This window comes from Polyangium fumosum, from assembly GCF_005144585.1.
GTDB classification, from domain to species: Bacteria; Myxococcota_A; Polyangia; order Polyangiales; family Polyangiaceae; genus Polyangium; species Polyangium fumosum.
Genome location: NZ_SSMQ01000045.1, coordinates 34724 through 59628, shown reverse-complemented (window position 1 = coordinate 59628; position 24905 = coordinate 34724). Strand labels below are relative to the sequence as shown.

Here is a 24905-nt window from a genome sequence, read left to right as displayed (position 1 = left end):
GATGCAGCGCGTCGAGGCTCTTTTTCTGCGGATCGATTGGGTCCACAATGGAGGGCATGCGTGGAGCGTTCGCTTTCTTCTTGGCGGGGATCGTGGGCATGGCCGCATGTGGCACCGGGGGCGGCGTCGATGTCGTGCCGAGCGGCGCCACGACGGGCGCGGGCGCTTCCGGGGGCGCGGGCGGATCGGGCGGCGACGGGGGCGCGGGCGGCGACGCGACGGGGGGCGGCGGATCGGGCGGCGTACCGGGGGCGTGGTGCGCGCCGATCCCGGCCTGCGACGCGCCTCCCCCGCCGCCGGGAGAGGCCGTCGACTGGAACGCGGTGATCCCGCCCTTCGGCGCGCCGAACCACCGCGGGCGGGATCTCTTCCTGAACCCCGGCGATCCGCAGTGGATCCTGGCGAAGTTCTCGTACGGGACCTTCGACGACGACATCAAGGGCGAGTACGTCGACGTCTACGTGCAGCGCGACTGCGCAGGCGCGTGGGAGCACCTCGGGACCGCGACGACGACCGAGGACGGCGAGCACGCGACGGTCGAGGGCGTGGAGGACACGGGAGGGCGCGTCTACTTCGAGATCCCGAAGGAGAAGGCCCTCGGGCTCGGCAGACACAGGGCTCATCTCGTTGTCAAGGGCGACCTCTCGACGACGGACCTCTTCCTCGAGGTCGTTCCGAAAGGGACGCCGGTCTTCGTGAGCGACATCGACGGGACGCTGACGACCTACGAGACGGAGGAGTTCGTCGCGCTCGCCCAGGGGGCGCTGCCGGAGGTGCGAAAGGACGCGGCGAAGCTCTTCGACGTGCTCGTTTCGAAGGGCTATCACCCGTTTTACATGACCGCCCGGCCCGAATGGCTGGGGGCGCGGACGCGGGCGTTCCTCGATCAAAACGGTTTTCCGCACGGGATCGTGCACACGACGCTGACGAAGTCGGGCGCGCTCGGGAGCGAGGCGTCCACGTACAAGACCGGCGAGCTCACGATGCTCGCGCAAAAAGGAATGATCCCCACCTACGCCTTCGGCAATACGGACACCGACGCCGCGGCCTATTTCAACGCGATGGTGCAGCCCGACGAGCGGCGCGTGTTCATCGAGTTCGACGATACGGTGCACGGCGGTCGCCGGATCGAGAGTTACACGGAGCTGCTCGCCGAGGCCGAGGCGCTGCCGAGCCTCTGCCAATGAGCGCCGTCGCGGGCGGATCGAGATTCTCCGGCAACTTCCACCCCTCCGCGAAAGCATGAAACTGCGGGGCGCCCGGGCCGTGAATCCCAGCCGCGATTCGTTATGCTGACGGCCGTGGCTCCGAGCGCGCCGGCCGATCACGATTCCCCCCCGAAAGCCGCGCCACCGCGACGACCGGGACGGGTGCGCCGCGCGCTCGCCACGGGCGCGGCCACGCTCGGGCTCTGCGCGGTGTTCACCGGGTCCGCCGTCCTCGCCGTCGGCCTCCACCTCGACGTCGGCCCGTTCCGCCGCCTCGCGCGGGACGTCGCGAACCAGGCGCTCGGCTCGCTCTTCGAAGGGACGATCGTCGTCTCGGAGATCGATCACCTCGCGCTCGACGAGGTGTCGATCCGATCGGCCGTCACGCGCGATGCGCGCGGCACCGAGATCATCCGGGCAACTGGGATCCAGGGGCGCTTCGACCTCGTACGGTTTGCCCGCGCGTCGCTCTTCGGCACGGGCGAACGCTCGCTCGTCTTCCAGCACATCCGGATCGAGGAGGCCGAGGTGCTGCTCGAGCGCGGGCCCGATCAGAACTTCGGGGTCCAGACGGCGTTCACGCTGCGGCCGACGCCGACGAAGCCAAAGAAGCCGAAGAAGCCGGGCGAGGTGGAGCGGGCGGCCGAGCGGCCGACGACGGTGGTTCTCGAGCGTATCGAGATCGGCCACGCGCACGTGCACGGGCAGGTGGCGCCGCCGCGCGCGGTCGACGCCGACATCACGCGCCTGTTCGCGTCGGTGCACGTGAGCCCGCGTGGGGTCGCCGTGGACGTGGAGCACACGGGCATCCGGGAGCGCTCGATCGCGCCGGTGCCGCTCGCGGGCACGTTCGATTACCACCTGCACATCGACACGCCGCCCGAGGCGACGACGACGAGCGGAGCGCCCGACCCGACGAGCCCGGCCAGCGTCGTGCGGATGTGGAGCAGCTTCGCGGGGCGCGCGGGGCCGCTCGAGGTGCAAGCGCGCGCGGCGCTCGAAGGCGCGCACGTCACCGCGGCGGTCGAGCTTCCGCGCGCCGAGCCCGCGGATCTCAGGCTGCTCGTGCCGGATTTGCCCCTGCGCGAGCGGGTCTCCGCGAAGGTCACGCTCGAAGGGGATGCGCCCTCGTTCGAGGTCGAGGGGCGGCTCGATGTGATGCCCGCGGAGCGTTCGCCGGGCTCGATCGCGCTGCGGGGCAAGCTCGACGTGGCGAATGGGGCGCGGCTCGCGCTCGACGTGACCGCGGACGACGTCGATCCGCGCATGTTCGTGGAGGGTTTGCCCGAAACGAACGTGGACATGAGCGCGCGGCTCAAGCTCGACACGAACCCCGCGCTGCGGCTCGTGGCCGATGCGAGGACCGAGCCGACGGTCGTGCAGCAGCAGGCGGTGCCGGCGGCCGACGTGCACCTGGTCTACGATCACGGCGAGCTCGAAGGCCGCGTGACGTTGTACGAGCAGGGCGCGCCCACGTCCGGCTCGTTCATCGTGCGCCCGGGCGGCGCCGTGCGGTTCGAGGCGGAGACGTCCGTCGCGTCGCTCGAAGCGGCGCCGCGGCTCGCGGGCCCGGCCACGGGCAGCGCGCGTGTGCAGGTGCAGGGGACGATCAGCGCGGGGAAGATCGACGCGCGTGCCTTCGGCTCGGTGCGCGCTCTGCACGCGAAGGGCGGCGTGTCGCTCGAACGAGGCCGCGTGGAAGGGCGCATCCGCGGGCCCTTCGAAAAACTCGACGTCGAGGCCGCGCTCGAAGGCGAAGGCCTCATCGCGGGCGGGCGCAGCGCGGACAAGGTGACGGCGCGCGTGAGCGGGCCGGTCGTGGCGCCGAGGGTGGAGGCGCGGCTCGAAGGCGGCGACGTGGGCGAGCTCGAAGCGTCGGCGCGCATCGAGACGAAAGAGAAGAGCGCACGCGAGGTGGCGGTGCGGCTCTCGCGCGAGGGCGAGCGGATCGAGGGCAAAGCAAAGCGCATCGCGATGCGCGGTGGGGCGCTCGCGATCGAGGGGATCTCGGCCGAGGGTCCGGGCGTGGGCTCCCTCCAAGGGTCACTCGCGGTGGACGGGCCCGAGTTCACGGGCAAGCTCAAGGGCGAAGGCGTGGACCTCGGGCGGCTCGGTCGGCTGCTGGATCTCGATCGCAACTTGCGGGGCCTCGCGGACGTGGACGTCGCGCTCGCGCGCACGAGGGACGGGCGCAAGGGGCATGTGCACCTGCAGATCGAGGAGGGGACGTTCTCCGCAGGGGGCTTGCCGATCACGGGCGCGAGCGGCTCGCTCGTGGCGACGTTCGACGGCTCGCACGCGGCGATGGATGGCACGTTCCGCCTCGTCGATCGCGACAAGAGCGACGCGGAGGACGCGTGCAACGGTTCGATCGCCGAGGTGCGGATCTCTGGCGCCGAGGGGAACTTGCGCGGGTCGCTCCTGGAGCCGTCGACGTGGGCGCATCTCACGGGCGCGGCGCGCGTGGACGCGCCCGACTGGGATCTGCGGTGCATCGCGCGGCGCCTGCCGGTCGCGCTCGTCCTCAGCGAGGTCTCGGGCCGCCTCGGTACGGGCTTCACGATCGAGCGGCCTGCGGGGCAGCGGTTCGTGTCGGTGCGCGACCTCGACGTGCGCACGCGTGACCTCGTGGTCGCGGGGCCCGTGGGGTTCGGCGAGGACAAACCCGCCTGGGAGTCGCGCGCGATGGACGTCGCGCTCTCCGGATCGGTGAATGGCGCGACGGGCGCGACGGACGTGACGCTCTCGCTGCTCGACACGTCGACGATGGTGGAGCTCGCGACCCACGTGGATCTCGATCTCCCGACGCTCGTCGACGATCCGAAGAAGCGGCGCGCCTCGCTGCTCGCGTCGCGCGGGACGGCCGAGCTCACGATCCCGCGGCGAACGGTGCGCTCGTTCCAGAGCTTGCCCACGGTCCTGCGCGAGGCGCTCCCGCCGATCCGCGGCGCGATCGCGCTCTCCGCGTCGGCGAGCGGGACCTTGGAGCGGCCGGCGATCCGCGTGAACGCGCGTGGGTTCGGCCTCGCGCACGACACACGGACGCTCGGCCCGAGCCCGTGGGCATTCCCCGTCGACGTGGACGCGACCGCGACCTACGACGCGAGCAAGGCGACCCTGCGCGCGGCCGTGCGCAAGGACGCGCGCGAGCTCGCCATGGTCGAGGCGAACGCCGACGTCGACCTCGCCGCATTGCGCGCGGGCCGCGACATCCCGCCGCGCGGCGACGCACGCGCGACGCTCCGGGATCTGCCGCTCGAGCTCATCCCGTTCTTCGCGGATCGAGACGTCGCGGGCCGCGTGAGCGGCGTCCTCCGCTTCGAGCAGCGCGGCACCGAACCCCAAGCCGCGGTGCGGCTCGAGGTGTCGGGCCTGGAGCTCGGCAGCCAGTCGGCCTTCGATCGCGCCACCCTGGAGCTCTCGATCGGAAACCCCGGCGGCGCAGGGAACCCCGCGCGCGGCGTGGCGCAGCTCGAGCTCGTCGGTCGTGGCGGCGGGCGCATCGACGCCACGGGGTACGCGGGCGTAAACTGGCAAGGCATCGTCCCGCAGATCGACGCGACGCGGCCCGCGGACTTGCTCCTCAAGGCGAACCAATTCCGCCTCGCGAGCCTCACGCCGCTCGTCTCCGGGACGCTCTCGCGGCTCGACGGATCGCTCAACGGGGATCTGCGCGTCGGCCTGCATCGCTTCGGCGAGGACGACGGGCGCATCGAGGCGAACATGGAGGTACACAACGGCGTCTTCCACGTCCCGCAGATCGGCCAGGAGTTCAAGAACACGCACGTCTCGATCCGCACGACGGACAAGGGCGAGCTGCGCTTCGACGACCTCCGCGCCGAGGGCATCAGCGGCGCGGTGGAAGGGTTCGCGGTCGTGCAGATGAAGGGCCTCGCCTTCCATAAGGCGAACGGCGAGCTCACGATCGATCGCGACGAGGAGCTGCCCGTGACGTTCGAGGGTGTGCCGCTCGGGCACGCGCACGGGAGGATCGTGCTCGCGGCGGAGAAGAAGGAGCGCGAGGTGTCGCTCATCGTGAGCGTGCCCGATCTTCATCTCGCCCTGCCTGCGTCGAGCACGCGCGGCGTGCAGTCGCTCGATCCCAATCCCGACGTCGTGGTCTCGCACGCGCTCGGCCCGCCGAAGGAGGAGCGCGCGAAGGACGCGCTCGCGTATCTGATCACGTTCGAACTCGGCGACATCACGATCGTGGGGATGGGCGCGGATGTCGACCTCACGGGCGGCAGCACGCCGCCGCGCATCTCGCTCACGGACGAGACGCAGCTCTCGGGCGACGTCGAGGTCAGCCGCGGCTCGTTCGAGATCGTGGGCAAGAAGTTCGAGCTCGAACGAGGCCTGCTGCGCCTGCGGCCGGAAGAAGCAGGCAACCCCTACGTGAACGTGACGGCGCGCTGGGACGCGCCCGACGGCACGCGCGTGTTCGTCGACTACGTGGGAGATCTCAAGCCGATCACCGAGCAAAAGCTCCGCTTCCGATCGAGCCCGCCGATGTCGCAGCAGGCGATCCTGTCGATGATCCTCATCGGCGACACGCCCGAGTCGAAGGACACGCAGTCGCAGGCGACGGCGCAGGCGTCGCCGCGCGCCACCGACGTGGCGGCGGGCGTGGTGGGCGGCGAGATCGCCTCGGCGCAGATCAACGCGATCCTGTCGCAGATCGCCCCGCTCCGAGGTCTGTCCACGCGCGTCGGGACGACCGAGGCCGGCAGGCTCCGCACGACGGTGATCTACGAGCTCGGCGACACCGTGACCGCGCAGGCGAGCTACGAGGGTTCACCCGCGTCGAGCCGCCTCGAAGGCATCCAGAGCCCCACAGGCGCGACGCAGGGCACGGAGAACCGCACGGAGCTGAACCTCGACTGGCGCTTCAAGCGCAACTGGGCGCTGCGCGGATCGTTCGGCTTCGGAGGAATCAACCAGCAGCCGAGCTCCGGCCTCGATCTGTTCTGGCAGTATCGCTACTAGACCGCGCGCTCCGAGAGCTCCGCGGACACGTCGCCCACGCGCACGATCGGAGGCTCCGCCGACACGAGCAGCGGCGCGAGGCCGGCCTGCGCGTGCCGCGAGAACCGCGCGTCCTCCGCGCCCTCCTTGACCCGCGCGAACACCACACCGTCACTCGACACCGAGAGCACGCGCGGATCGAGCCGCTCCTCCGTGCCATCCGAGAGCACGAGGAGCGCCCCGCGGCCCTCGTCCTCGACGCGGACGAAGCGCACGACGAACGGCGTCTCCTCGGCGCGGAAGTAACACCAGTCGTAGCCGTTCGTCAGGATGAGCCGCCCATCCTCGGGGTGCCGCGCGATCCAGCGATGGAGCGCCTCTTCGAGCGCAGGGTGGTCCACGCGCGCGCCGTCGTGCCAGAAGCGACCCTCGCGATCGAGCACGATCGTACTCTCGCGCGACGTGCCCGGCGGGGGCGCGAGCCTGTAAAAGTCGGGGTGATCGCCGGGCTTCATGGTCGTCTCCTGTCCGGCCGCCCGTTCGGCGGTGACCTGTCCATAGGGCCGACGGCGCGAGGCGTCACGCCCCGCTGCACGCCGTCGGGGCTGCGATCACGCCCGCGTTGGGCTACAACCGGCCGGGATGAACGAAGCGCCGCGAGAATCGCTCCCGCACGACGACCACCTCCAGGCGACGCGCGCGTACTACGACGAGTTCGCCGCCCGGTACGAAGACCGACGCGACGGCCGCGATACCTCGGGCTACCACGACCTCGTCGACGATCTCGAGATCGACTTCCTCCGCCGCTTCGGCGAAGGCCGCGACGTGCTCGAGGTCGGCTGCGGCACCGGCCTGCTCCTCCGGCGCATCGCAGACTTCGCGCGGACGGCCCGCGGCGTCGATCTCTCGCCCGGGATGCTGGAAAAAGCCCGCGCGCGCGGCCTCGACGTGACCGTCGGCAGCGCGACCGAGCTCCCCTTCCCCGACGCGAGCTTCGACGTCGCCTGCGCCTTCAAGGTGCTGCCGCACGTCCGCGAGCTGGAACGCGCAATCGCCGAGATGGTACGCGTGGTTCGTCCGGGCGGAACCATCCTCGCCGAGCTCTACAACCCCGTGAGCCTGCGTGGTTTGGTGAAGCGCTTCCTGCCGGCCGGCGCCATCAGCGCGCGCACCAAGGAAGACGCCGTCTACACCCGCTTCGTCAGCCCCTGGGGCGCCCATCGCCTTTTCCCGGCCGGCGTGCGCGTCCGCGCCTCACGCGGCGTACGCATCGTCACGCCCGCGGCCGCCGTGATGCGCGTGCCGCTCGTCCGCGGCGCCCTCGTCCAAGCCGAGCGCGCGCTCTGCGACTCCCCGCTCCGGCACCTCGGGGGCTTCTGGATCGTCGCCCTCGAGAAGCTTTGAGCGGGTGCCCCTCGTCCCTGTTGTTCGGGTCGGAAATCACTGATATTTTTGATCATCGTGGCCTTCGAGGATTCGCGCATCGTGCAGGTGGACCCCCGCTCCCCGGCGTCGATGTTGGCCCCGCCGCGAAGCAGAGCGATACTGCACGTTGCAGGGCCCCCTCCGAGCGCCCGTCGTCGCTGAAAGGACCCGCGATGCCTCCTACGTCCACGAGCTCGATCCCGACCCTCCTCACCGGCGCGGACAACGACCGCGGCGCGCTCATCGGCGCGCTTGCGTTCGTCGAGGGTGTCGGCATCGGGGCCATGGGCGCGCGGGAGCTCAAGACCTGGATCGAGGAGTACCTCGTGCGCGCAGGTCGCATGCAGCGCCCCGTCCAAGTCGCCGAGCCGATGGCAGGCACGCTGCTGCTCGACACGCTGAACACCGTGGGCGCGCCGCCCTCCGCGACGAAAGCGCTGCTCGATCGAATCCTCGGCCGCGCACGGTCGCGTGTCGTCTTCACGTTGCGCGGACTCATCACGGATCCACCCGAAGACGGCTTCCTCGAGCTCGCCACGAAGTCGAGCCGCGTGCAGCCCATCGGCATCGGCACGAAGGCCTCGTGGATCGCGCGGCCGCAAAAGGAAGACTCGCTGAGCGACATCGTCCTCAGCCTCTTCGCCGCCGACATCCTTTCGAACCGCAACCTCTACGACCAGAACCTCTGCGTCTGCGACACGTGCGGTCGCGTGTCGTTCCGCGCAAAGATGATGTCGCGCACCGGCTGCCGCGAGCACAACGACGGCCCTCCCGGTGTGAGGCCGACGAGCAGCCGCAGCACCTGAAAGCGTAGCGCCGGGGTTTCACCCCGGACCCGACGAGGGGTTGTCCACCCCTCGACCCGGACCAGGGCCAGCCCTGGACCTTTGGTGCATCGACCACGATGTGGTCGATGCAAAGGCGCTTCAGAACGCGCCGATGACGCCCACGCCAAACCCGTCGGGCGTCACCGCCACCGTCGGCACGACGCGCACCGCAGGGCGCGGCGGCACGGGGCGTTTTTCGATCGTGACCTTTTGCGGCACGTAGGCGATCTGCGCCTGCACGATGCCCGCGACCGTGAGCCCAGCCCATAGGCCGAACGCGACCTGGTTGATGATCAGCGTGATCTGCTGGCGACGCACGAGCTCCTCGCGCTCGGCGCCCGTCGCGATCGTCTGATCGAAGCTCGCGTAGTAGTTGAAGACCTGCGACGCGACGATCGACGTCGCGCCCGTGAACGCCTGCGTGATGGCGAAGGTCCAGCCGAGCTTCTTGCTGCCGTTCTGAAACTGGCCAATGCCAAACGGCATCGCCGCGACGATGCGCGAATTCTGCATGACGATCTGCCGCTCGGAGGCCGCCTTCACGAGCGACTCGATCCAGCGTTTTTCCTCCTCCTTCGCCTTCTGCTCCGCGATGCGCCGCTGCCGCTCCTCCTCGGCGCGCTTCTGCTCCGCCACGTCGAGCTCCTGGCGCAAGCGACCCCGCACGAGCGTGAAGCGATCCACGACCTCCTGCGGGAAGACCGCGGGGTCGGGCGAATACGTCGGGTTTTGCCGGAGGATCGTGGCAATCTCGGCCTCAGCCTCGTCGTAACGCTTGAGCGCGACGAGCGAGGCCGCGCGGAGCGTGCGCGCGCGCTGGATGAGGTCCGTGTCCGTGAGGCGACACGGCGCGGTGCCGCTCGTCGGGACAGACTCGCAAGGCTTCTGCGCCGGATCGAGCATCGCCGTGAAACGCGAGGCCGCCTCGTCGTACTCGGCCGCGTCGAAGCGCGTCTTGCCGAGTTCGAACTGCTGCAAATCGTCCGCGCGCGCGGCTCGGGACACGAAGGCGAACACGAGGCCCGTCGCTGCGGCGAGCGCCACGCGGCCGAACGAAACGCACCCTTTGGCCCTGGGGCCGCGGCGGTCCCGCCCGAACCGAAGCCCGCCGGGCAAAGCCCGCTGCAGACGAGGTCGCGCCGTCATTCCCCGTAACCGAGTAACCGAGGGACCCTTCTACCGGAATTTGGGCACCGTGGGGACCGCTATCCGCGAAGCGAGGCCCCCCGCCTCACCGCGCCGACCAAGGCACGACGTTGTGCTCGCCGGCGCGCAAACTCACGTTGCGCCGGAAGGCCTCCTCCCCCGGCGCCGTGAACTGACACTTGTTGTCGTACGTGATCTCTTCGAGCTGCACCTTCTTGGTAGCACCTGGAAAGAGCGTCAGCTTGATGTCCGAGCACACCACCTGCGCGTACGCGGGCGCCGGGCCGAGGGCGACGGTCGACGGCAGCGGCGTGAGCCGCACACGGTAACGCTGGACGTCGTCGGGATCATTCTCGGGCGGAGGCTCGACGATGAGGGTGCTGTCGAAGGTCCCGCAGCACTTCGAGTCCTTCACCCGCGCCGACACGGAGTGACCGCCGGGTTTGAGAAGGAACACGCGCGAAAAATGCTTCTCCTCCTTGCCGTCGAGGACGAGGGTTGCGCCCTGCGGGCTGACGAGGAAGACGACCTTGCGCAGGTCCGGAGGTGAAGACGGCGGCGTGGCGGCCGAGGTCGTCGCGGCGCTGAGCGGGAGCTTGATGCGGATGCTGCGCGGCGGATCGACCATGCTGATGGACGACGCTGCGCTGCTCGGCGTGCGGGGATCCGCGGACGCGTCGGGCGCGGTCGGGTCCTTGGGGCGCTCCGTGGTGGCCGTCGTGGCGTCGGCCTTCGGGCCCGCGTCAGGCTCGAGCGCGGCTGCGGGCTTGCGAAACCGCGCGACGGCGAAGGCCGCAAGGCCGAGCGCGACCGTGCCCGCGACGAGGCCGGCCACCCTGCGCGCGAGCTTCTGGCGCTCGGCGCTCGCGGAGAGGCTCGTCACGCGCTTCAGGATCGCGAGGTCGTGCGGCGCGAGCGCGTGCGCACGGTTGAAGTCGGCCGCAGCGCCCGTGCGATCGCCGGCCTTGCGCGCAGCCTCGCCGCGGGCGACGAGGCACGGCACGAGCCGCGTCGTGAGGGCGTCGGCGTAGCCGACCGGGTCCTCGAAATAAGCCTCGATCTCGCGCTGCGGATCGGTGATGCCGAGCGCTTCGAGTTCGGCGCGGATGAGCTCGCCGAGCTTACCAGGGCCCGCGACGCGATCGGCCGCGGCGCGCGCGAGGGCGCCGTCGATGATGCGCGCGAAGCGACCCCCGACGGTGGACCGCTCGTGATCCGCGGGTGGATAGTCGCCTTCGAGCACACGACGAAGGACCTGCGCCGGGTTTTTCCCTTCGAACGGCAGGTGCCCCACGAGGCACTCGTACATGAGCACGCCGAGCGCGAAAACATCCGTGCGCCCGTCGACCTCGCCCGCCTCGATCTGCTCGGGCGCCATGTGCGCCGGCGATCCGAGCACCTGCCCGGTCGACGTCACGCCCTGCGCGTCGAGGATCTTGGCGATGCCGAAGTCCGTCAGCTTGATGAGCACGCCGAGATTTCCGGCGCGGCTTGGGACGGGCCGCGGCGTGGATCGCGGCGCGTCGGGGACGGGCGTCTCGTCGACCTTGTCCACGCGCGCTCGCGACTCGCTCGTACGATCGGTCGGCAGCTCCACGAGCACGTTCTCCGGCTTCACGTCGCGGTGCACGATGCCGCACGCATGCGCGTGCTCGAGCGCCTCGCAAAGCACGAGGACGATCGCCGCGCCGATCTCGGCGGGCATGTCGCGATGACGCTGGAGGACCTTCCGCAACGTGGTGCCGCGGCAGAGCTCGACGACGAGGTACCGCTCGCCGTCCTCCTCACTGGAGACGTCGTAGACCTCGACGATCCTCGGGTGGCGGAGCTTCGCGGCCGCGCGCGCCTCGGCGACGAACCGCGCGCCGACCTCGGCGTTCTCGCGCAGGTGCTTGTGGATGAGCTTGATGGCGACCTCGCGCCCGAGACGTTTGTCCCGGGCGCGATAGACCGTCGCCATCCCACCGTGCCCGATCTCCTCGATGAGCTCGTACTTCGCGAGCCTGGGGAGCCCCGGCAGGGCGGAGGCTTCCGTCATTCCACGACCTTCACGCGAATCGAGTTCGTCGAGCCCCGCACGCCGATGGGCGCGCCGAAGATCGCGACGAACTTGTCCCCCGGCGAGACGAAGCCGTTCGCGAGCAGGATCATGCTCGCGCGATCGACCATCTCGTCCGCGCTCGTGACCTTGTCGATCGGCCACGGAACGACGCCCCAGAGAAGCGCGAGCCTGCGGCGCGTCGCCTCGTTCGGCGAGAACGCGATGATCGGAACGACGGGCCTGTGCTTCGAGGCGTAGAGCGCCGAGGATCCGCTCTCCGTGAAGGCCACGATGACCCGCGCGCCGATGTCGCGCGCGATGTCGCAGCCGTTGCGCGCCACGGCCTCGGGCACGTTCGAGCGCACGCCGGGCATCTCGCTCGAAAGAGGACGGAAGAACTTGCTCTGCTCGGCCTCCATGACGATGCGGCTCATCACCCGCGCGACGAGCGACGGATGCGCGCCCGTCGCCGTCTCCTGCGAGAGCATCACCGCGTCCGTCCCCTCGAAGACCGCCGTCGCCACGTCGCTCGCCTCCGCGCGCGTCGGGCGTGAGTTCGTGACCATCGACTGGAGCATCTCGGTCGCGACGATGACCGGCTTCTGATGCACACGCGCGAGGCCGAGGATCTCGCGCTGGATGACGGGCACACGCTCGGGGTTGAACTCCACGCCGAGATCTCCGCGCGCGACCATGACCGCGTCCGTCGCCTGGATGATCGCCTCGAGGTTCTCCACCGCCGCGGGCGTCTCGACCTTCGCGACGATGGGCGTCGGTCGGCCCCACGCCTCGCAGATGTCGCGCACGAGCCGGATGTCGTCCGCCGTGCGCACGAAGGAGAGCGCGACGTAATCGATGCCGAGCGAGAGGCCAAACGAGAGGTCGGCCTTGTCCTTCTCGGTGAGCGCCGCGAGCCGCACGCGCCGCGCCGGCAGGCTCACGCCTACGCGATCGCGGAGCTGCCCGCCCTGCGTGGCCACGGCGTGCACGCGCCGGCCGTCGACCTTGGTCACCGTGAGGACCATGCGGCCGTCGTCGACGAGCACGATGTCGCCCGGTTGCAGATCTTCGGCGAGGCCCTCGTACAGGATCGGCATCTCGCCGGGCCCGCCGGACGGCTGCTCTTTCGTGGCTTCGGTGAGCACGATGTGAGCGTCCGTGGGCACATCCATCGTGCCGCCCTCGAACTTGCCCGCGCGGATCTTGGGACCACAAAGGTCTTGCAAGATCGCCACGGGTTTGTCGCACGCCTCGGCCGCAGCACGGACGGCCTGGAAGCGGCGCGCGTGCTCGTCGTGGGTGCCGTGGGAAAAATTCAGACGCGCCACATCCATACCGGCGCGGATGAGTTGCTCGAGCTGGGGCTCGGAAGCAGGACCAATCGTGCAGACGATTTTCGCGCGACGTACGACCACGGGCGCAGCATGGCATGACGTCCGCGCGGCTAACAGGGGCCTTCCGCCGGGAAGCTCCGTGAGCCGTCCGACTTGGACCGGGGCGTCCTCCCGGGTCGCGGGACGAGCCCGCTCGACGCCCCGCGCCATGCCGTCTTTACCCCCTGCCCGCGCCGCGCTACCCGAGGGCCCATGCTGAAACGCGACGCGCGCGGGGCCGCCACGATGGGCGGTCTCCGCCTCGAGGACCTCCTCGACCTCGGGACGGAGTCCCCCCAAGGAGAACGACCGCGCACCCCCGCCTACGTGTACGACGTGGATGCGATCGTTCAGGCAGCGCGGGATCTTTCCGCAGGCTTCGAAGGCGCGCCGCACCTGATCGCCTACGCCGTCAAAGCAAATACGGCGGGCCCCATCGTGCGCGCGCTCGGCGCCGCCGGCTGCGGGGCCGAGGTGGTCTCCGGCGGCGAGCTCGCCGCCGCGCTCGGCGCGGGCATCCCCGCGGATTCGATCCTGTTCAGCGGCGTCGCCAAGACGGCACGCGAGATCGATCAAGCGATCGGCGCTGGCGACCGCGGGATCCTCGCGCTGCAGATGGAGAGCGTCGAGGAGATCCCGCGCGTCGTGGCCCGCGCCCGCGCGCTCGGACGCAAGGCACGCGTGGCCTTCCGCGTGAACCCGAGCGTCGAGGCCGACACGCACGCGCACGTGGCGACGGGACACGACGAGGCGAAGTTCGGCATCGCGCTCGCCGATCTTCCGGCGGCGTACGAAAGGGTCGACGCGGCCCGCGACGCGCTCGAGCTCGTGGGCCTCGGCTGTCACGTCGGCTCGCAGCTCACGCGCACGGACGAGTACCTCGAGGGCGCGCGTGTGGTGCTCGATCTCGCGGCCGAGCGCCGCGCCGCGGGCAAGCCCCTCGCCTACGTCGATTGCGGCGGCGGCTACGGCATCGATTACGGCGCGGGTTGCCCCGTGACGCCCGCGGATTTCGCGCGCGCGGCGAGCCGCCTCGTCGCGGAGCGGGGCTTCGGCGGCACGCGCATCGTCGTCGAGCCGGGGCGCGCGCTCGTGGCGCCGTACGGCGTGCTCTGCGCGAGCGTGGTGATGGCGAAGCGCTCGCGGGGGGAGCCGACGCGGCGGTGGCTCATGATCGACGCGGGCATGAATGATCTCATCCGCCCCGCGCTCTACGGCGCCAAGCACCGCATCGAGCCGATCGACGCGCCCCCGCCCGCAGCCGACGCGGCGCCCGGCTACCGCGTCGTGGGCCCCGTCTGCGAAAGCTCCGACGACTTCGGCGAGCATCCCTTCGCAGAGCCGCTGCCGCGCGCCGTGGTCGTCCGCGACGCCGGCGCCTACGGCTTCGTGATGGCGAGTGAATACAACGGGCGTGGGCTGCCCACGGAGATCTTCCTCGCGGGCGGCCGCGTGGTGACGGTCCATGCCTCGCGTGACGCCGCGGCCTGGGCCGCGTCCCGCCTCTTCGGCTGACAAAAACGAAGGGGGCGAGCCCATGAGGCCCGCCCCTTTCACTTGCGGATGTCGACATGATCCACGTCGACGACGTGGATCATGTCGCTCCACGTGGATCAGCGACGATCGCGCGGCGGACGGTCGCCGCGCGGCGGACGATCCCCGCGGTCGCCGCGCGGCGGACGATCCCCGCGGGGGCCGTCACGACCCGGCTCGCTCCGACGCGGCGGCGGACCACCCGCGTCGCGCTCGCGGGCCTGATCGAGCCGCGCCTTCGCCTCCACGCCGGCCTGCCCCTCGGGCAGCGGCAGCACTTCGCGGCGGCTCAGGCGAATCTTGCCCTCGCGGTCGACGCTCACGACCTTCACCTCGACCGTGTCGCCTTCCTTCACCACATCCTCGACACGCTCGACGCGCGTGTGCGCGAGCTCCGAGATGTGCACGAGGCCGTCGGTGCCCGGGAGGATCTCGACGAACGCGCCGAAGTCCGTGATGCGCTTGACCGTGCCCTTGTAGACCGCGCCGACCTCGGGCTCGGCCGTCAGGCCCTTGATGATGTCGAGCGCCCTCTTCACGGCCTCCGAGTCCGCCGACGCCACGTTCACCGTGCCGTCGTCCTCCACGTCGATCGCCACGCCTGTCTGATCGACGATGCCCTTGATGGTCTTGCCGCCGGGGCCGATGATCAGGCGGATCTGGTCGGGCTTGACCTTGATCGTCGTGATACGCGGCGCGTACTGGCTGAGCTCCGGCCGCGGCGCGGGCAGCGCCTCCAGCATCTTGCCGAGGATGTGCAGCCGGCCCTCGCGCGCCTGATCGAGCGCCTGCGCCAGGATCGCCCGCGACAGGCCCGCGATCTTGATGTCCATCTGGATCGCCGTCACGCCGCGCGCCGTGCCGCAGACCTTGAAGTCCATGTCGCCGAGGTGGTCCTCGTCGCCGAGGATGTCGCTCAGGATCGCGTACTTGTTGCCTTCGGCGATGAGGCCCATCGCGATGCCGGCGACGGGCGACTTGATCGGCACGCCCGCGTCCATCAGCGAGAGGCAACCGCCGCAGACGGCCGCCATCGACGACGAGCCGTTCGACTCGAGCGTCTCGCTCACGATGCGGATCGTGTAGGGGAACTGCTCCTGCGCGGGGATCATGCGGGAGAGCGCGCGCTCGGCGAGGGCGCCGTGCCCGATCTCGCGCCGGCCCGGGCCGCGCATCGGCTTCGTCTCGCCCGTCGAGAAGGGCGGGAAGTTGTAGTGGAGGTAGAAGCGCTTCCAGCTCTCCCCCATCAGGCCGTCGATCTTCTGCTCGTCCGTCGAGGTACCGAGCGTCGTCGTCACGATCGCCTGCGTCTCGCCGCGCTGGAAGAGCGAGCTGCCGTGCACGCGCGGGAGCAGCCCCGCCTCGCACATGATCGGCCGGATCGTGCGCGTGTCGCGGCCGTCGATGCGCTTGCCCTCGTCGAGCACGTAGGTACGCACGACGTGCGCCTTGCGCTCCTCGAACTCCGCCTTGATGAGCTTCTCGTTCGCGAGGTACTTCTCCGCGCCGAGCTCTCCGAGCAGCGCCTCGCCGAGCTTCTTCTTGAGCGTCGAGTACCCCTCGTAACGCGCCTTCTTGTCGGTCACGCGGGTCGCCGACTTGAGGTCGTTGTCCACGACCTCGGCGACGCGCGCCTTGATGGCGTCGTCGAGCTGCGGCGCCTGGAACGCCTTCTTCGGCTTGCCCACCGCCTGGCGGACGCGCTCGATGAGGTCGATCACGGGCTGCGCCGTCTCGTGCGCGAACATGAGCGCGTCGATGATGTCGCTCTCGGTCGCCTCGGCAGCGCCGCCCTCGACCATCACGATCGCGTCGCGCGAGCAGGCGACGACGAGGTCGATGTCGCACTCCTCGATCTCGGCCGCCGTCGGGTACGCCACGAACTCGCCGGCCTTGCGGCCCACGCGCACGCCGACGATGGGCCCGTTCCACGGGATGTCCGAGATGTGCAGCGCCGCGCTCGCGCCCGTGAGGGCGAGGACGTCGGCCTTGTTCTGCTTGTCGCTCGAAAGGACGGTCGCGATGATCTGCGTGTCCTTCTTGAAGCCCTCGGGGAAGAGCGGGCGGAGCGGGCGATCCATGATGCGGCAGGCGAGGATCTCCTCGTCGCGCTGGCGTGCCTCGCGCTTGAAGAAGCCGCCGGGGATCTTGCCGGCGGCGTACGTCTTCTCGACGAACTCGCAGGTGAGGGGGAAGAAATCGAGCCCGGGCCGCTCGTCTTGCGACACCGCGGTCACGAGGACCATGGTCTCGCCGTAGGTGACGAGGACGGATCCATGGGCTTGCTTGGCCAGACGGCCGGTCTCGAGCGTGAGGGCTCGGCCGCCGACCATGACGGATTCACGAACGTACATGTATCTTGCGCTCTCTCTCGCGGTCGCGAGCGCGCTCCCGAAGACCCGTGACATCCGAGCGCAAGGCGGATCTTCTTCCTCGATTCCTACCCAGGAGCAGCCTTGCTGCTGGGCACGAAGCGAAGACGAAGACGCTCCGTAGCGCTCACGGCCTCGGGGAACGCCCCCGCGCCCCGTTATTGTCCAAACCGACGTATTTCGGCTCTCTGTGTAGAGCCTCCCGCCCAAACCCGCCACTTTTTTCGGCGGACCGGTGCGCCGTTCTTCCGGAAGCACTTCATGAAGCGCGAAGACAAACGCTACAAAAGCGAAGAGGGCCCGCTCCCCGTGGGGAACGAGCCCTCTCGTCGCTCGCGCGCCTTTGTGCGCTTACTTGCGGATGTTGAGGCGGCTGATGAGCGACCGGTAGCGCTCGATGTCGATGCGCTTCAAGTAGTCGAGCTGGCGGCGGCGCTGGCTGACGAGCTTGAGGAGACCACGGCGCGAGTGGTGGTCCTTCTTGTGCGTCTTGAAGTGCTCCGTGAGCTGCGTGATCCGCTCGCTGAGGAGCGCGATCTGCACCTCGGGCGAGCCGGTGTCGCCCTCGTGCGTGCGGAACTTGTCGATGATCGTCGTCTTGTGAATCGGATGAAGCATCGGTCTGTCACTCCTCGGCGTATCCTGGCGCTGCCGAGCGCCCGGATCGTCCAAGCGTCGCCCGACGGCGAGCGCACGCCCGGAGCGGCGCGTGCCCACGTGATCGGGCCGAACGAAAAACGGACGCGGAGTATACGCATCTCGTCCGTTCGGTCAACGGACCGTGTTGCCCACGGGCGGACGAGCAAGGTTTGCAGCGGGATTGTCCCCCTCGGGAAGCCGACTTCCGCTAGTCTGCCTCGCGATGGCCGGTAATGTTCGGCCCCCCGATTCGGGGGCTTCTCCCCTTATGGCTGCGTCCTCGTCGGCGCAGCCGTCGATCGTCGTGGGACCCGCGACGACGAACCTCACCGGGATCGGCTCCGCGGCCACCGGATACGGATCGGCCGACTCGTTCGTCGCAGGCGTCGCCGCCCCGGAGCGCATCTGCCCGACGTGCAACAGCCGCTACCCGGGCGAGTACAAAATCTGCCCGAAGGACGGTGCCGAGCTCGCGGAGGAGACGCGGGACGAGCTCGTCGGCCAGACCCTGCGCGAGTCGTACACCATCGTCCGCGTGATCGGCGAAGGCGGCATGGGCCGCGTCTACGAGGCGCGCCACACGCGCATCGGCTCGAAGCGCTTCGCCATCAAGATGCTGCACCCGGAGTACGCGCGTCAGGCCGACGTGCTCTCCCGCTTCCAGCGCGAGGCCGAGGCCGCTGCGCAGATCAAGAACCCGCACGTCATCGACGTCTACGACATCGATCGCACAGCCGACGGACGTCCCTTCATCATCAGTGAGCTGCTCGACGGCAAGGAGTTCGCCGACCTGCTCACGCAGCGGGGCAAGATGACCGTGGCGCCGGCCGTGCGCATCGTCCGCCAGGTCTGCAAGGCCCTCGCCGCCGCGCACGCGAAGGGCGTCGTGCATCGCGACATGAAGCCGGAGAACGTCTTCCTCATCGGCGACCTGAACCGCCCGATGGCGAAGGTGATCGACTTCGGCATCTCGAAGGTCGAGGACAACGCCACGGGCAAGGCCCTCACCCGCACCGGGATGATCATGGGCACGCCCTCGTACATGGCGCCCGAACAAGCACGTGGTCACCGCGTCGACCACCGCGCCGACATCTACGCCGTGGGCGCGATGCTCTACTGCGCCCTCACGGGCAAGCGCCCGTTCGACAACGGCGACCCGGCCGCGACGCTCATGGCCGTGCTCTCCGAGGATCCGCCGCGTCCGCGCTCGCTCGAGCCGAGCATCCCCGAGACGCTGGAGATGGTCATCCAGCGGGCGATGGCCAAGGAGCCGGACGATCGTCACCAGAGCATGGCCGAGCTCGACGCCGATCTCGCGGCCTGGGACACGGAGGAGCCGGCCAGCGCCGCGATGGTCCCGATCGGCGATCCGACCGCGACCGGGACCGCGGCGCGCCCGTCGGCCCTCTTCATCAAGCAGCAGCAAGAGGCCACGATGGCGCGGCCGATGCTCGTGCTCATGATGGCGCTCGGCGTCTTCTTCACGCTCGGCGGCCTCATCACGACCGCGGCGTCCATCTTCCGCATCACGCGCGGCGGCGGCGCGACGGCGAACCTGACCGTCTCGGAGTCCGTCCTGCTCCTGCTCCTCATCCCGGTCGCGCTCGCGACGCCCATCATCCTGCTGATCCGCCACATCCGGAAGACGGTCTGGGACAACACGGTCAAGGCGATCGAGATGCTCGGGCGCCTGCGTCGCCCCGTGGTCGTGGGCCTCTGCTCCTATGGGTTCGGCGCGATGCTCGTGCGGCTCATCGAGTCGGTGCTGCTCCGGCGCGCGGTCGGCGTGGCGTGGCCCGTGTGGGACGTGCTCCTGCTCGTCATCGCGTTCATCGCGGCGCTGGTGGCGCACCTGATGCTCGACGACAACAAGAAGGCCGCTTAGCAGCCTGTGGAATTATCGTCGCGAGCGCCCCGAAGCTAGGGCGACGGAGCGAGGAATCCTGAAGGATTTCGAGCGATGTCGACCGACGATTCGGGGCGCGCAGCAGATAAGTCCACAGGCTGTTAGCGCCGGCCGCCCCGTCCGCGCGGCGGCGGGGGTGGTGGCATGACGAGCGCGTCGGCGCTGCCGAGGCCCTGGGCGCGATCGAGGTAGGCCTGGAGCATCACGGCGGCGGCCATGCCGTCGATGACGCCCTTTTGCCGCTTGCCCGAGGTCCCGCTCTCCCGGAGCTTCCGGGCCGCCTCCACGGTCGTCCAACGCTCGTCGAAGAACTCCACAGGCACGCCCGTGGCCTGGCTGATCTCCTGGGCGAGGTCCGTGGCGCGCGTGGCCATGGGGCCGTGCGCGCCCGACATGTCGAGCGGCAGGCCGACCAGGAAGAGGCCCACCCCTTCCTCGCGGGCGAGCTCGCCAAGGGCGCGAATCAGCGCCTTTTTGTCGCGCCCGTCGAGCGGGGGCCGGGGGTGCGCGAGCAGGCCGAGCTCGTCGGCGATCGCCACGCCCACCCGGGCCTTGCCCAGGTCGAGCGCACATACACGCGGGGGGTTTGGAGGACGGCCAGGACGCTCAACCATACCCGGGACAAGGGAGGACAGACCCCGTCGTACGTCAAGAGGTCGGCAAAGCTTGACCCTCATCGGCTCTCCGACCATAAGCCGCGGCGGACATGGAACTTCGCGCGGTCAAGGGGATGAACGACATCCTGCCGGACGAGGCGGCGCGCTGGCAGCGCCTCGAGCAGGCGTTCCGCGAGCACGTCGCTCGGTACGGCTACGACGAGGTGCGCACGCCGATCCTCGAACACACCGCGCTTTTCTCGCGGCAGATCGGCGAGACGACCGACGTCGTGGAGAAAGAGATGTACTCGTTCGCGCGGCACGGCGACGAGCTCACCGTGCGCCCTGAAGGCACGGCCGGCGCGGCGCGCGCGTATGTCGAGCACAAAGTCCACACGAAGGAGCCCGTCTCGCGCTGGTCCTACCTCGGCCCGATGTTCCGCGGCGAACGGCCGGCGAAGGGCCGCTACCGGCAGTTTTACCAGGCGGGCTGCGAGCTCTACGGCGACGCGGGTCCCCTCGCCGACGCCGAGATGATCGAGATGATCCTCTCGCTCCTCAACCAAGGACTCGGCATCGGCAACATCGAGGTGCGGCTGAACTCGCTCGGCGCGGCGGGCACGCGTGCGCGCTACCGCGACGCGCTCGTCGCGTACTTCACGCCGATGAAGGACAAACTCTCCGAGGACTCCCAGCGCCGGCTGGAGAAGAACCCGCTGCGCATCCTCGACTCGAAGGATCCGCGCGACCGCGAGGCCTCGAAGGGCGCGCCCTCGATCCTCGAATTGCTCGACGAGGCCGACGCTGCGCACTTCGCGGGCGTGCGCCGCCACCTCGACGCGCTCGACGTGCGGTACATCGTCGATCCCACGCTCGTGCGCGGGCTCGACTACTACACGCGCACGCTCTTCGAGTTCGTCACGACCAGCGGGGATCTCGGCGCGCAGAGCACGGTCGTCGGCGGGGGCCGCTACGACAACATGATCGAGGGCCTCGGCGGCCCGAGCGTGCCCGCGATCGGCTTCGCGATGGGCATCGAGCGGCTGCTCACGTTGATGCCTGGCGAGGTCTCGCGCGAGCGCCCCGCGGTCTACGTCGCGCCGCTCTCGGACGCGTGCACGAGCCGCGCGCTCGTGCTCGGCCGTGACCTCCGCGCGCGCGGCGTGCGGGTCGAGGTCGACGGCCGCGGCGGCCGCCTCAAGGCGATGCTCCGCCGCGCCGATGCGCTCGGCGCGAAGTTCTGCGTGATTCTCGGCGACGGCGAGCTCGAACGGGGCGTCGCGTCGGTCAAGGACCTCGCGGGTCACAAGCAGGACGAGGTGCCGCTCGCGGATGCGGCGGACGTCCTCGCGGCGCGGGCGCGGGCCGAGGCGTCTCTTCCGCCGGGCGAGGCGCGGTGAGCGTCCTTCGAAGGCGCGGCGCCTCGCTGGCCTCTCTCGTGATCGCGGCGCTCGTCGCGGTCCCACTGGTCTCGCACGCGCAGGGCGGCATGGGTCCGGGTGGGCCTGGCGGGGGCCCTCCTCCCTCGCAGGGGCGCCCGAAGCAGCCGCCTCCGGACCAACCGCAGACGCACGCCGCCTCCGGCGCGGACGAGGCCGGGCAGCTCCAGACGCAAGAACCTTCGCTGCCGCAGGATCCGCTGGCGGTCCCGCCGGGCGTGGCGAAGCGCCTCGGATCGAGCGCCGATCCCGACGCGACGCCGCCCCTCGAGCCGTCCGAGCGCCGCTTTTATGGCCTGTGGTATTCGGAGAAGAGCCCGAAATACGAATTTCGCACGCTCTTTCCTCTGTGGGCCGAGTGGAAGAAGCCGCAGGAGCAGGACCGTTCGAGCCTCTTCGGGCTCTTTTATTACAACCGCCGCAGCCCCAAGGCCGACGCCGACGTCCTCTTCCCGCTGTTTTGGCGGCTCCGTGACGGCGAGACCCGCACGACGGTCGTCGGCCCGTACGTGCACCAGGAGCGCGAGGCGACGGCGAAGCAGCCGGCGAGCCACATGAACCTCCTTCCCCCGCTCTTCTTCGAGGGGAAGACGGGGTCGAAGAGTTATTTGCACATCCCGCCGCTGCTCACGTTCACGCAGCATACGGATCACGACGGCCTCGACATCGTCGGCCCGATGTTCTGCAAATGGAAGGGCGGCCCTGCGTGCGACACGCGCACCGCCGACGAAATCGACCTCGGCGTCGCGCCGCTTTATTTCTACGGCCGGAACGAGACGACCGAATACGAGGTCATCCCGCCGCTCCTCCATTATTATCGTTACAACGAGATCGGCGAGAGCTGGCTCAACGTCTGGGGCCCGTACATCCGCCGCCACGACAAGGAGAGCGACAGCCGCCACGTCGTGCCGTTCTACTGGCACACCTGGGGCAAGAACAAGGAAAACCTCACGGTCTTCCCGCTCTTTCATTACGGCTACGAGGGCAACGCCTCGCGGCTCGCGACGCCGCTCTTTTATTGGGAGCGGGGCGAGAAGGGCGAAAAGACGTTCGCGACCTGGGGCTATGCCCATTACCAGGGCCGCACCGAGCTCGAGATGATCACGCCGCTCTACTGGCATTACCGTGATCCGGACATCGGGCTCGATCGGAAGCTCTTCCTGCCGTTCTTCTACAAGGGCGAATCGCCGCGCGGCAAGGAGCTCGCGATCTTCCCCTTCTATGGCCGGTTCCAGCGGTACGGCCTCAGCGACGAGACCTGGATCACGCCGCTCTTCCGGTATCGCGCCGACACCACGGGCTGGGCGGCGAACCTCTCCCCCATCTTCCACATGGGGCGCACGAATCAATCGTCGCACCTCGTGCTCGCGCCCTTCGTGTGGGATTTCGCCTCGCCGACGTCGCGCGCGACGGTCGTGCTCCCGGGCTTCTTCCGCTTCGCCGACCAGGACGGCGTCTCGCAGCTCGCCCTGAACACGTTCTACCGCGAAAAGAAGCTCGCGAACGGATCCGAATGGGAGTTCCACTTCTTCCCGCTCTTCTCGTACGGCCAATCGCCCACGGGGCACTGGTGGAACGTCCTCTACGGTTTGGCAGGGTATACGCGCGACGGGACGATGTCCAAGATGCGCCTCGCCTACATCCCGATCACGCTCAGCAAATGACCCGGCCGCGCGGAGCCTTTCCGCGCGACGAATGGCGTGGTACCGTAGGCGCGTGCTTGCCTTCCGTCGTGTCGTCTCCCTGGGGATCGCGCTCGCTTCGCTCCTCGTGACCCGCGCGGAAGCGCAGGCGGCGCCGTGCGGGCGGGTCCGATTCGCCACGGTCTACGATTCGCACGGCCTCACGGCCTTCGGCGACCGGCTCGACGCCTGGCTGCTCGCGCAAAAAGACGCCGAACTCGAGAGCTACACGCTCGGCGGCGCGTCCACGGAATGGCTCCTCACGGCGAAGGTATCGCGGAGGGGCTACCATTACCATAGCTGTGGCAAATCGCCGATCCTGGCGCGGGTCCGATTGCCGGAGCGCAAGCTGCGCGCGCCGACGATCGACGACTTGCTCGCGCCGCCTGGCACGTACGAAACGCAGGTCGTGATCGTCGGGCTCGGCAGCAACATGCCCGGGGAGCCCTCGTTGCAGGTCGGGAACGTCGAGCAAACCGTCCGACGCATCCGGTCGCGACCGAATACGGTCTGCGTCTGGATCGGCCCGCCCTCCATGCGGAAATGGTCGCCCGCCTTCGGCGACAAGGTCTACGCGATGCTGCGCGCCGGTATCAAGGCCGCCGGGGACGACCCGAAAGCCGCGCCGGCCTGCCACCTCGTCGACAGCCGGAAGCTCTCGGCCTACCCCGACGGCGGCGACGGCTGGCATTACGGATTTTTCCCGGCTGGCATCGAGGCCGCCACGAAATGGGCGGACGGCGTCACCGGCGAGGTCGAGAAGATCCTGCGCGCCGCGCGACCCGCGCCCGCACCGATGGCCAAAAACGAGACGAGCACGCGGCCGCCTCGGTTCTTGACGCCGAGCCCCTGACGGGGTTCACGCGCGTCCGGCCTGTGGCCCTTTGCGCCGGACGTGTTGCTTCATCGCGAACGCGATCCCGTCCTCCAGCGTGGACCGCGTCGTGACGCGCCCGAAATCCACCTGAAGCTCCACGAGCGTCCGCGCGACCTCCGGGCCGATGCCCACGAGCACGCACGGGCAGCCGAGCAGCTCGGCCGCTTGCACCGCGCGCACGACGTGCCCCGCCACGGCCGTATCGAAGGTCGGCACGCCCGTCACGTCGAGGATCACGATCTCGGCGCGGCGCTCGTGAATCGCGCCGAGCAACGTCTGCAGCGAGCGTTCGGCCCGCCGATCGCTGATCTCGCCGACGAGCGGCAGGAGGAGCACGCCCGGCCCGACCTGGAGCACCGGCATGCTCATCCGATCGAGCATCGTCGTCTGCGCCTCGATGACCGCGCGTTGCTCGCGGTTCTCCGCTTCGAGCCGCTCGGCCCGCTGCAGACGCTCCTTCATCGTCGTGATGTCGGTGACGATGCCGCAGAGGCCCACCACCTCGCCGCCGACGTTCCGAAGCGGGAACTTGCGCGTCCAGATGGTGCGCGTCGCGCCGTCCGAGCTCGTGGCGAGCTCCTCGTTCTCGTTCGGCTGGCCGGTGCGGAACACGACGTTGTCGAAGTGCCAGAAGACGTCGGCCTGCTCCTTCGGCATGAAGTCGGGATCACTCGCGCCGATCACCACCTCGTAGGGCTGGCCGACCAGGCGGCAAAACCCCTGGTTGCAGGCGATCAGCCGGTGATCGAGGTCCTTGACGAAGATGGGATCGGGGATCGTGTCGAGGACGAGCTGCAGGAGCAGGAACGTCTTCCAGTCGGCTCGTTCGATGCTCGGAAGGAGGAATCCCGCGTCGCTCACGATGCCCCCCCGCGC

Annotated in this window: 17 protein-coding genes; 9 read left to right on the top strand and 8 right to left on the bottom strand. The window is 69.7% G+C overall.

All coding sequences use genetic code 11. The features are described 5' to 3' along the window. The first annotated feature begins 56 nt into the window (after window positions 1–56). Entirely contained in the window at window positions 57–1187 is a 1131-nt protein-coding gene (locus tag E8A74_RS33655) for an LNS2 domain-containing protein (RefSeq protein WP_136933221.1), read from the top strand. Window positions 1188–1370: 183 nt separating this feature from the next. After that, window positions 1371–6194 (top strand): translocation/assembly module TamB domain-containing protein, encoded by a 4824-nt coding sequence (locus tag E8A74_RS33650; RefSeq protein WP_136933220.1) that lies wholly within the window; start codon window positions 1371–1373, stop codon window positions 6192–6194. On the opposite strand, the gene E8A74_RS33645 is transcribed toward E8A74_RS33650, so the two are convergent. Continuing rightward, window positions 6191–6688: a hypothetical protein gene (locus E8A74_RS33645; RefSeq protein ID WP_136933219.1), complete on the bottom strand. Its 498-nt coding sequence runs from the start codon at window positions 6686–6688 to the stop codon at window positions 6191–6193. The two genes, E8A74_RS33650 and E8A74_RS33645, sit on opposite strands and share 4 nt — an antisense overlap. A 127-nt stretch (window positions 6689–6815) precedes the next feature. On the opposite strand from E8A74_RS33645, the gene E8A74_RS33640 reads away from it, so the two are divergent. Both E8A74_RS33640 and E8A74_RS33635 read left to right on the top strand, forming a co-directional pair. Beyond that, window positions 6816–7577, top strand: a complete 762-nt coding sequence (locus tag E8A74_RS33640; protein WP_136933218.1) for a class I SAM-dependent methyltransferase — start codon at window positions 6816–6818, stop codon at window positions 7575–7577. A gap of 194 nt (window positions 7578–7771) precedes the next feature. Next, window positions 7772–8404 carry a hypothetical protein gene (locus E8A74_RS33635; RefSeq protein ID WP_136933217.1) on the top strand — a complete coding sequence of 211 codons (633 nt, stop codon included), beginning with the start codon at window positions 7772–7774 and terminating at the stop codon, window positions 8402–8404. A 120-nt stretch (window positions 8405–8524) separates the two neighbouring features. Here E8A74_RS33635 and E8A74_RS33630 read toward each other — a convergent pair whose 3' ends face one another. The 3 genes from E8A74_RS33630 to pyk form a co-directional block, all read right to left on the bottom strand. Continuing rightward, the gene (locus tag E8A74_RS33630; protein WP_136933216.1) at window positions 8525–9469 is read right to left on the bottom strand and encodes a hypothetical protein; all 945 of its coding nucleotides are present in this window, start codon (window positions 9467–9469) and stop codon (window positions 8525–8527) included. Window positions 9470–9656: 187 nt separating this feature from the next. After that, entirely contained in the window at window positions 9657–11609 is a 1953-nt protein-coding gene (locus E8A74_RS33625; protein ID WP_136933215.1) for a serine/threonine-protein kinase, read from the bottom strand. Continuing rightward, window positions 11606–13027 (bottom strand): pyruvate kinase, encoded by a 1422-nt coding sequence (gene pyk / locus E8A74_RS33620; RefSeq protein WP_136933214.1) that lies wholly within the window; start codon window positions 13025–13027, stop codon window positions 11606–11608. The genes E8A74_RS33625 and pyk overlap by 4 nt, the downstream gene beginning before the upstream one ends. Before the next feature lie 171 nt (window positions 13028–13198). Between pyk and lysA the strand changes: the two genes are divergently transcribed. After that, window positions 13199–14500, top strand: a complete 1302-nt coding sequence (lysA, locus tag E8A74_RS33615) for a diaminopimelate decarboxylase (RefSeq protein ID WP_136933213.1) — start codon at window positions 13199–13201, stop codon at window positions 14498–14500. 98 nt (window positions 14501–14598) lie between these two features. On the opposite strand, the gene pnp is transcribed toward lysA, so the two are convergent. Then, window positions 14599–16872, bottom strand: coding sequence for a polyribonucleotide nucleotidyltransferase (gene pnp / locus E8A74_RS33610; protein WP_136933212.1), 2274 nt, complete (start codon window positions 16870–16872; stop codon window positions 14599–14601). A gap of 369 nt (window positions 16873–17241) precedes the next feature. Continuing rightward, entirely contained in the window at window positions 17242–17508 is a 267-nt protein-coding gene (gene rpsO / locus E8A74_RS33605; RefSeq protein ID WP_136933211.1) for a 30S ribosomal protein S15, read from the bottom strand. Between the two features lie 289 nt (window positions 17509–17797). Between rpsO and E8A74_RS33600 the strand changes: the two genes are divergently transcribed. Beyond that, on the top strand, window positions 17798–19414 hold the full coding sequence (locus E8A74_RS33600; protein WP_170229568.1) for a serine/threonine-protein kinase: 1617 nt from the start codon (window positions 17798–17800) through the stop codon (window positions 19412–19414). 122 nt (window positions 19415–19536) lie between these two features. On the opposite strand, the gene ruvX is transcribed toward E8A74_RS33600, so the two are convergent. Further along, window positions 19537–20049 (bottom strand): Holliday junction resolvase RuvX, encoded by a 513-nt coding sequence (gene ruvX, locus E8A74_RS33595; protein ID WP_136933209.1) that lies wholly within the window; start codon window positions 20047–20049, stop codon window positions 19537–19539. Between the two features lie 92 nt (window positions 20050–20141). Between ruvX and hisS the strand changes: the two genes are divergently transcribed. From hisS to E8A74_RS33580, 3 genes are read left to right on the top strand one after another with little or no spacing between them, the layout of a single operon-like run. After that, entirely contained in the window at window positions 20142–21431 is a 1290-nt protein-coding gene (gene hisS / locus E8A74_RS33590) for a histidine--tRNA ligase (protein ID WP_136933208.1), read from the top strand. Next, window positions 21428–23134 (top strand): hypothetical protein, encoded by a 1707-nt coding sequence (locus E8A74_RS33585; protein ID WP_211365505.1) that lies wholly within the window; start codon window positions 21428–21430, stop codon window positions 23132–23134. Before hisS ends, E8A74_RS33585 begins: the two co-directional genes overlap by 4 nt. 52 nt (window positions 23135–23186) lie before the next feature. Further along, the gene (locus E8A74_RS33580) at window positions 23187–24005 is read left to right on the top strand and encodes an SGNH/GDSL hydrolase family protein (protein WP_136933207.1); all 819 of its coding nucleotides are present in this window, start codon (window positions 23187–23189) and stop codon (window positions 24003–24005) included. A gap of 6 nt (window positions 24006–24011) precedes the next feature. Here E8A74_RS33580 and E8A74_RS33575 read toward each other — a convergent pair whose 3' ends face one another. Beyond that, complete coding sequence (locus tag E8A74_RS33575) at window positions 24012–24890, bottom strand: PAS domain-containing protein (protein ID WP_136933206.1); 879 nt, start codon at window positions 24888–24890, stop codon at window positions 24012–24014. Window positions 24891–24905 lie beyond the last annotated feature (15 nt).

Bases quoted from the DNA above. Each gene is read 5' to 3' on its own strand.
- E8A74_RS33655 (WP_136933221.1), top strand. From the start codon at position 57: ATGCGTGGAGCGTTCGCTTTCTTCTTGGCGGGGATCGTGGGCATGGCC.
- E8A74_RS33645 (WP_136933219.1), bottom strand. From the start codon at position 6,688: ATGAAGCCCGGCGATCACCCCGACTTTTACAGGCTCGCGCCCCCGCCG.
- E8A74_RS33640 (WP_136933218.1), top strand. From the start codon at position 6,816: ATGAACGAAGCGCCGCGAGAATCGCTCCCGCACGACGACCACCTCCAG.
- E8A74_RS33635 (WP_136933217.1), top strand. From the start codon at position 7,772: ATGCCTCCTACGTCCACGAGCTCGATCCCGACCCTCCTCACCGGCGCG.
- E8A74_RS33625 (WP_136933215.1), bottom strand. From the start codon at position 11,609: ATGACGGAAGCCTCCGCCCTGCCGGGGCTCCCCAGGCTCGCGAAGTAC.
- lysA (WP_136933213.1), top strand. From the start codon at position 13,199: ATGCTGAAACGCGACGCGCGCGGGGCCGCCACGATGGGCGGTCTCCGC.
- pnp (WP_136933212.1), bottom strand. From the start codon at position 16,872: ATGTACGTTCGTGAATCCGTCATGGTCGGCGGCCGAGCCCTCACGCTC.
- rpsO (WP_136933211.1), bottom strand. From the start codon at position 17,508: ATGCTTCATCCGATTCACAAGACGACGATCATCGACAAGTTCCGCACG.
- E8A74_RS33600 (WP_170229568.1), top strand. From the start codon at position 17,798: ATGGCTGCGTCCTCGTCGGCGCAGCCGTCGATCGTCGTGGGACCCGCG.
- ruvX (WP_136933209.1), bottom strand. From the start codon at position 20,049: ATGGTTGAGCGTCCTGGCCGTCCTCCAAACCCCCCGCGTGTATGTGCG.
- hisS (WP_136933208.1), top strand. From the start codon at position 20,142: ATGGAACTTCGCGCGGTCAAGGGGATGAACGACATCCTGCCGGACGAG.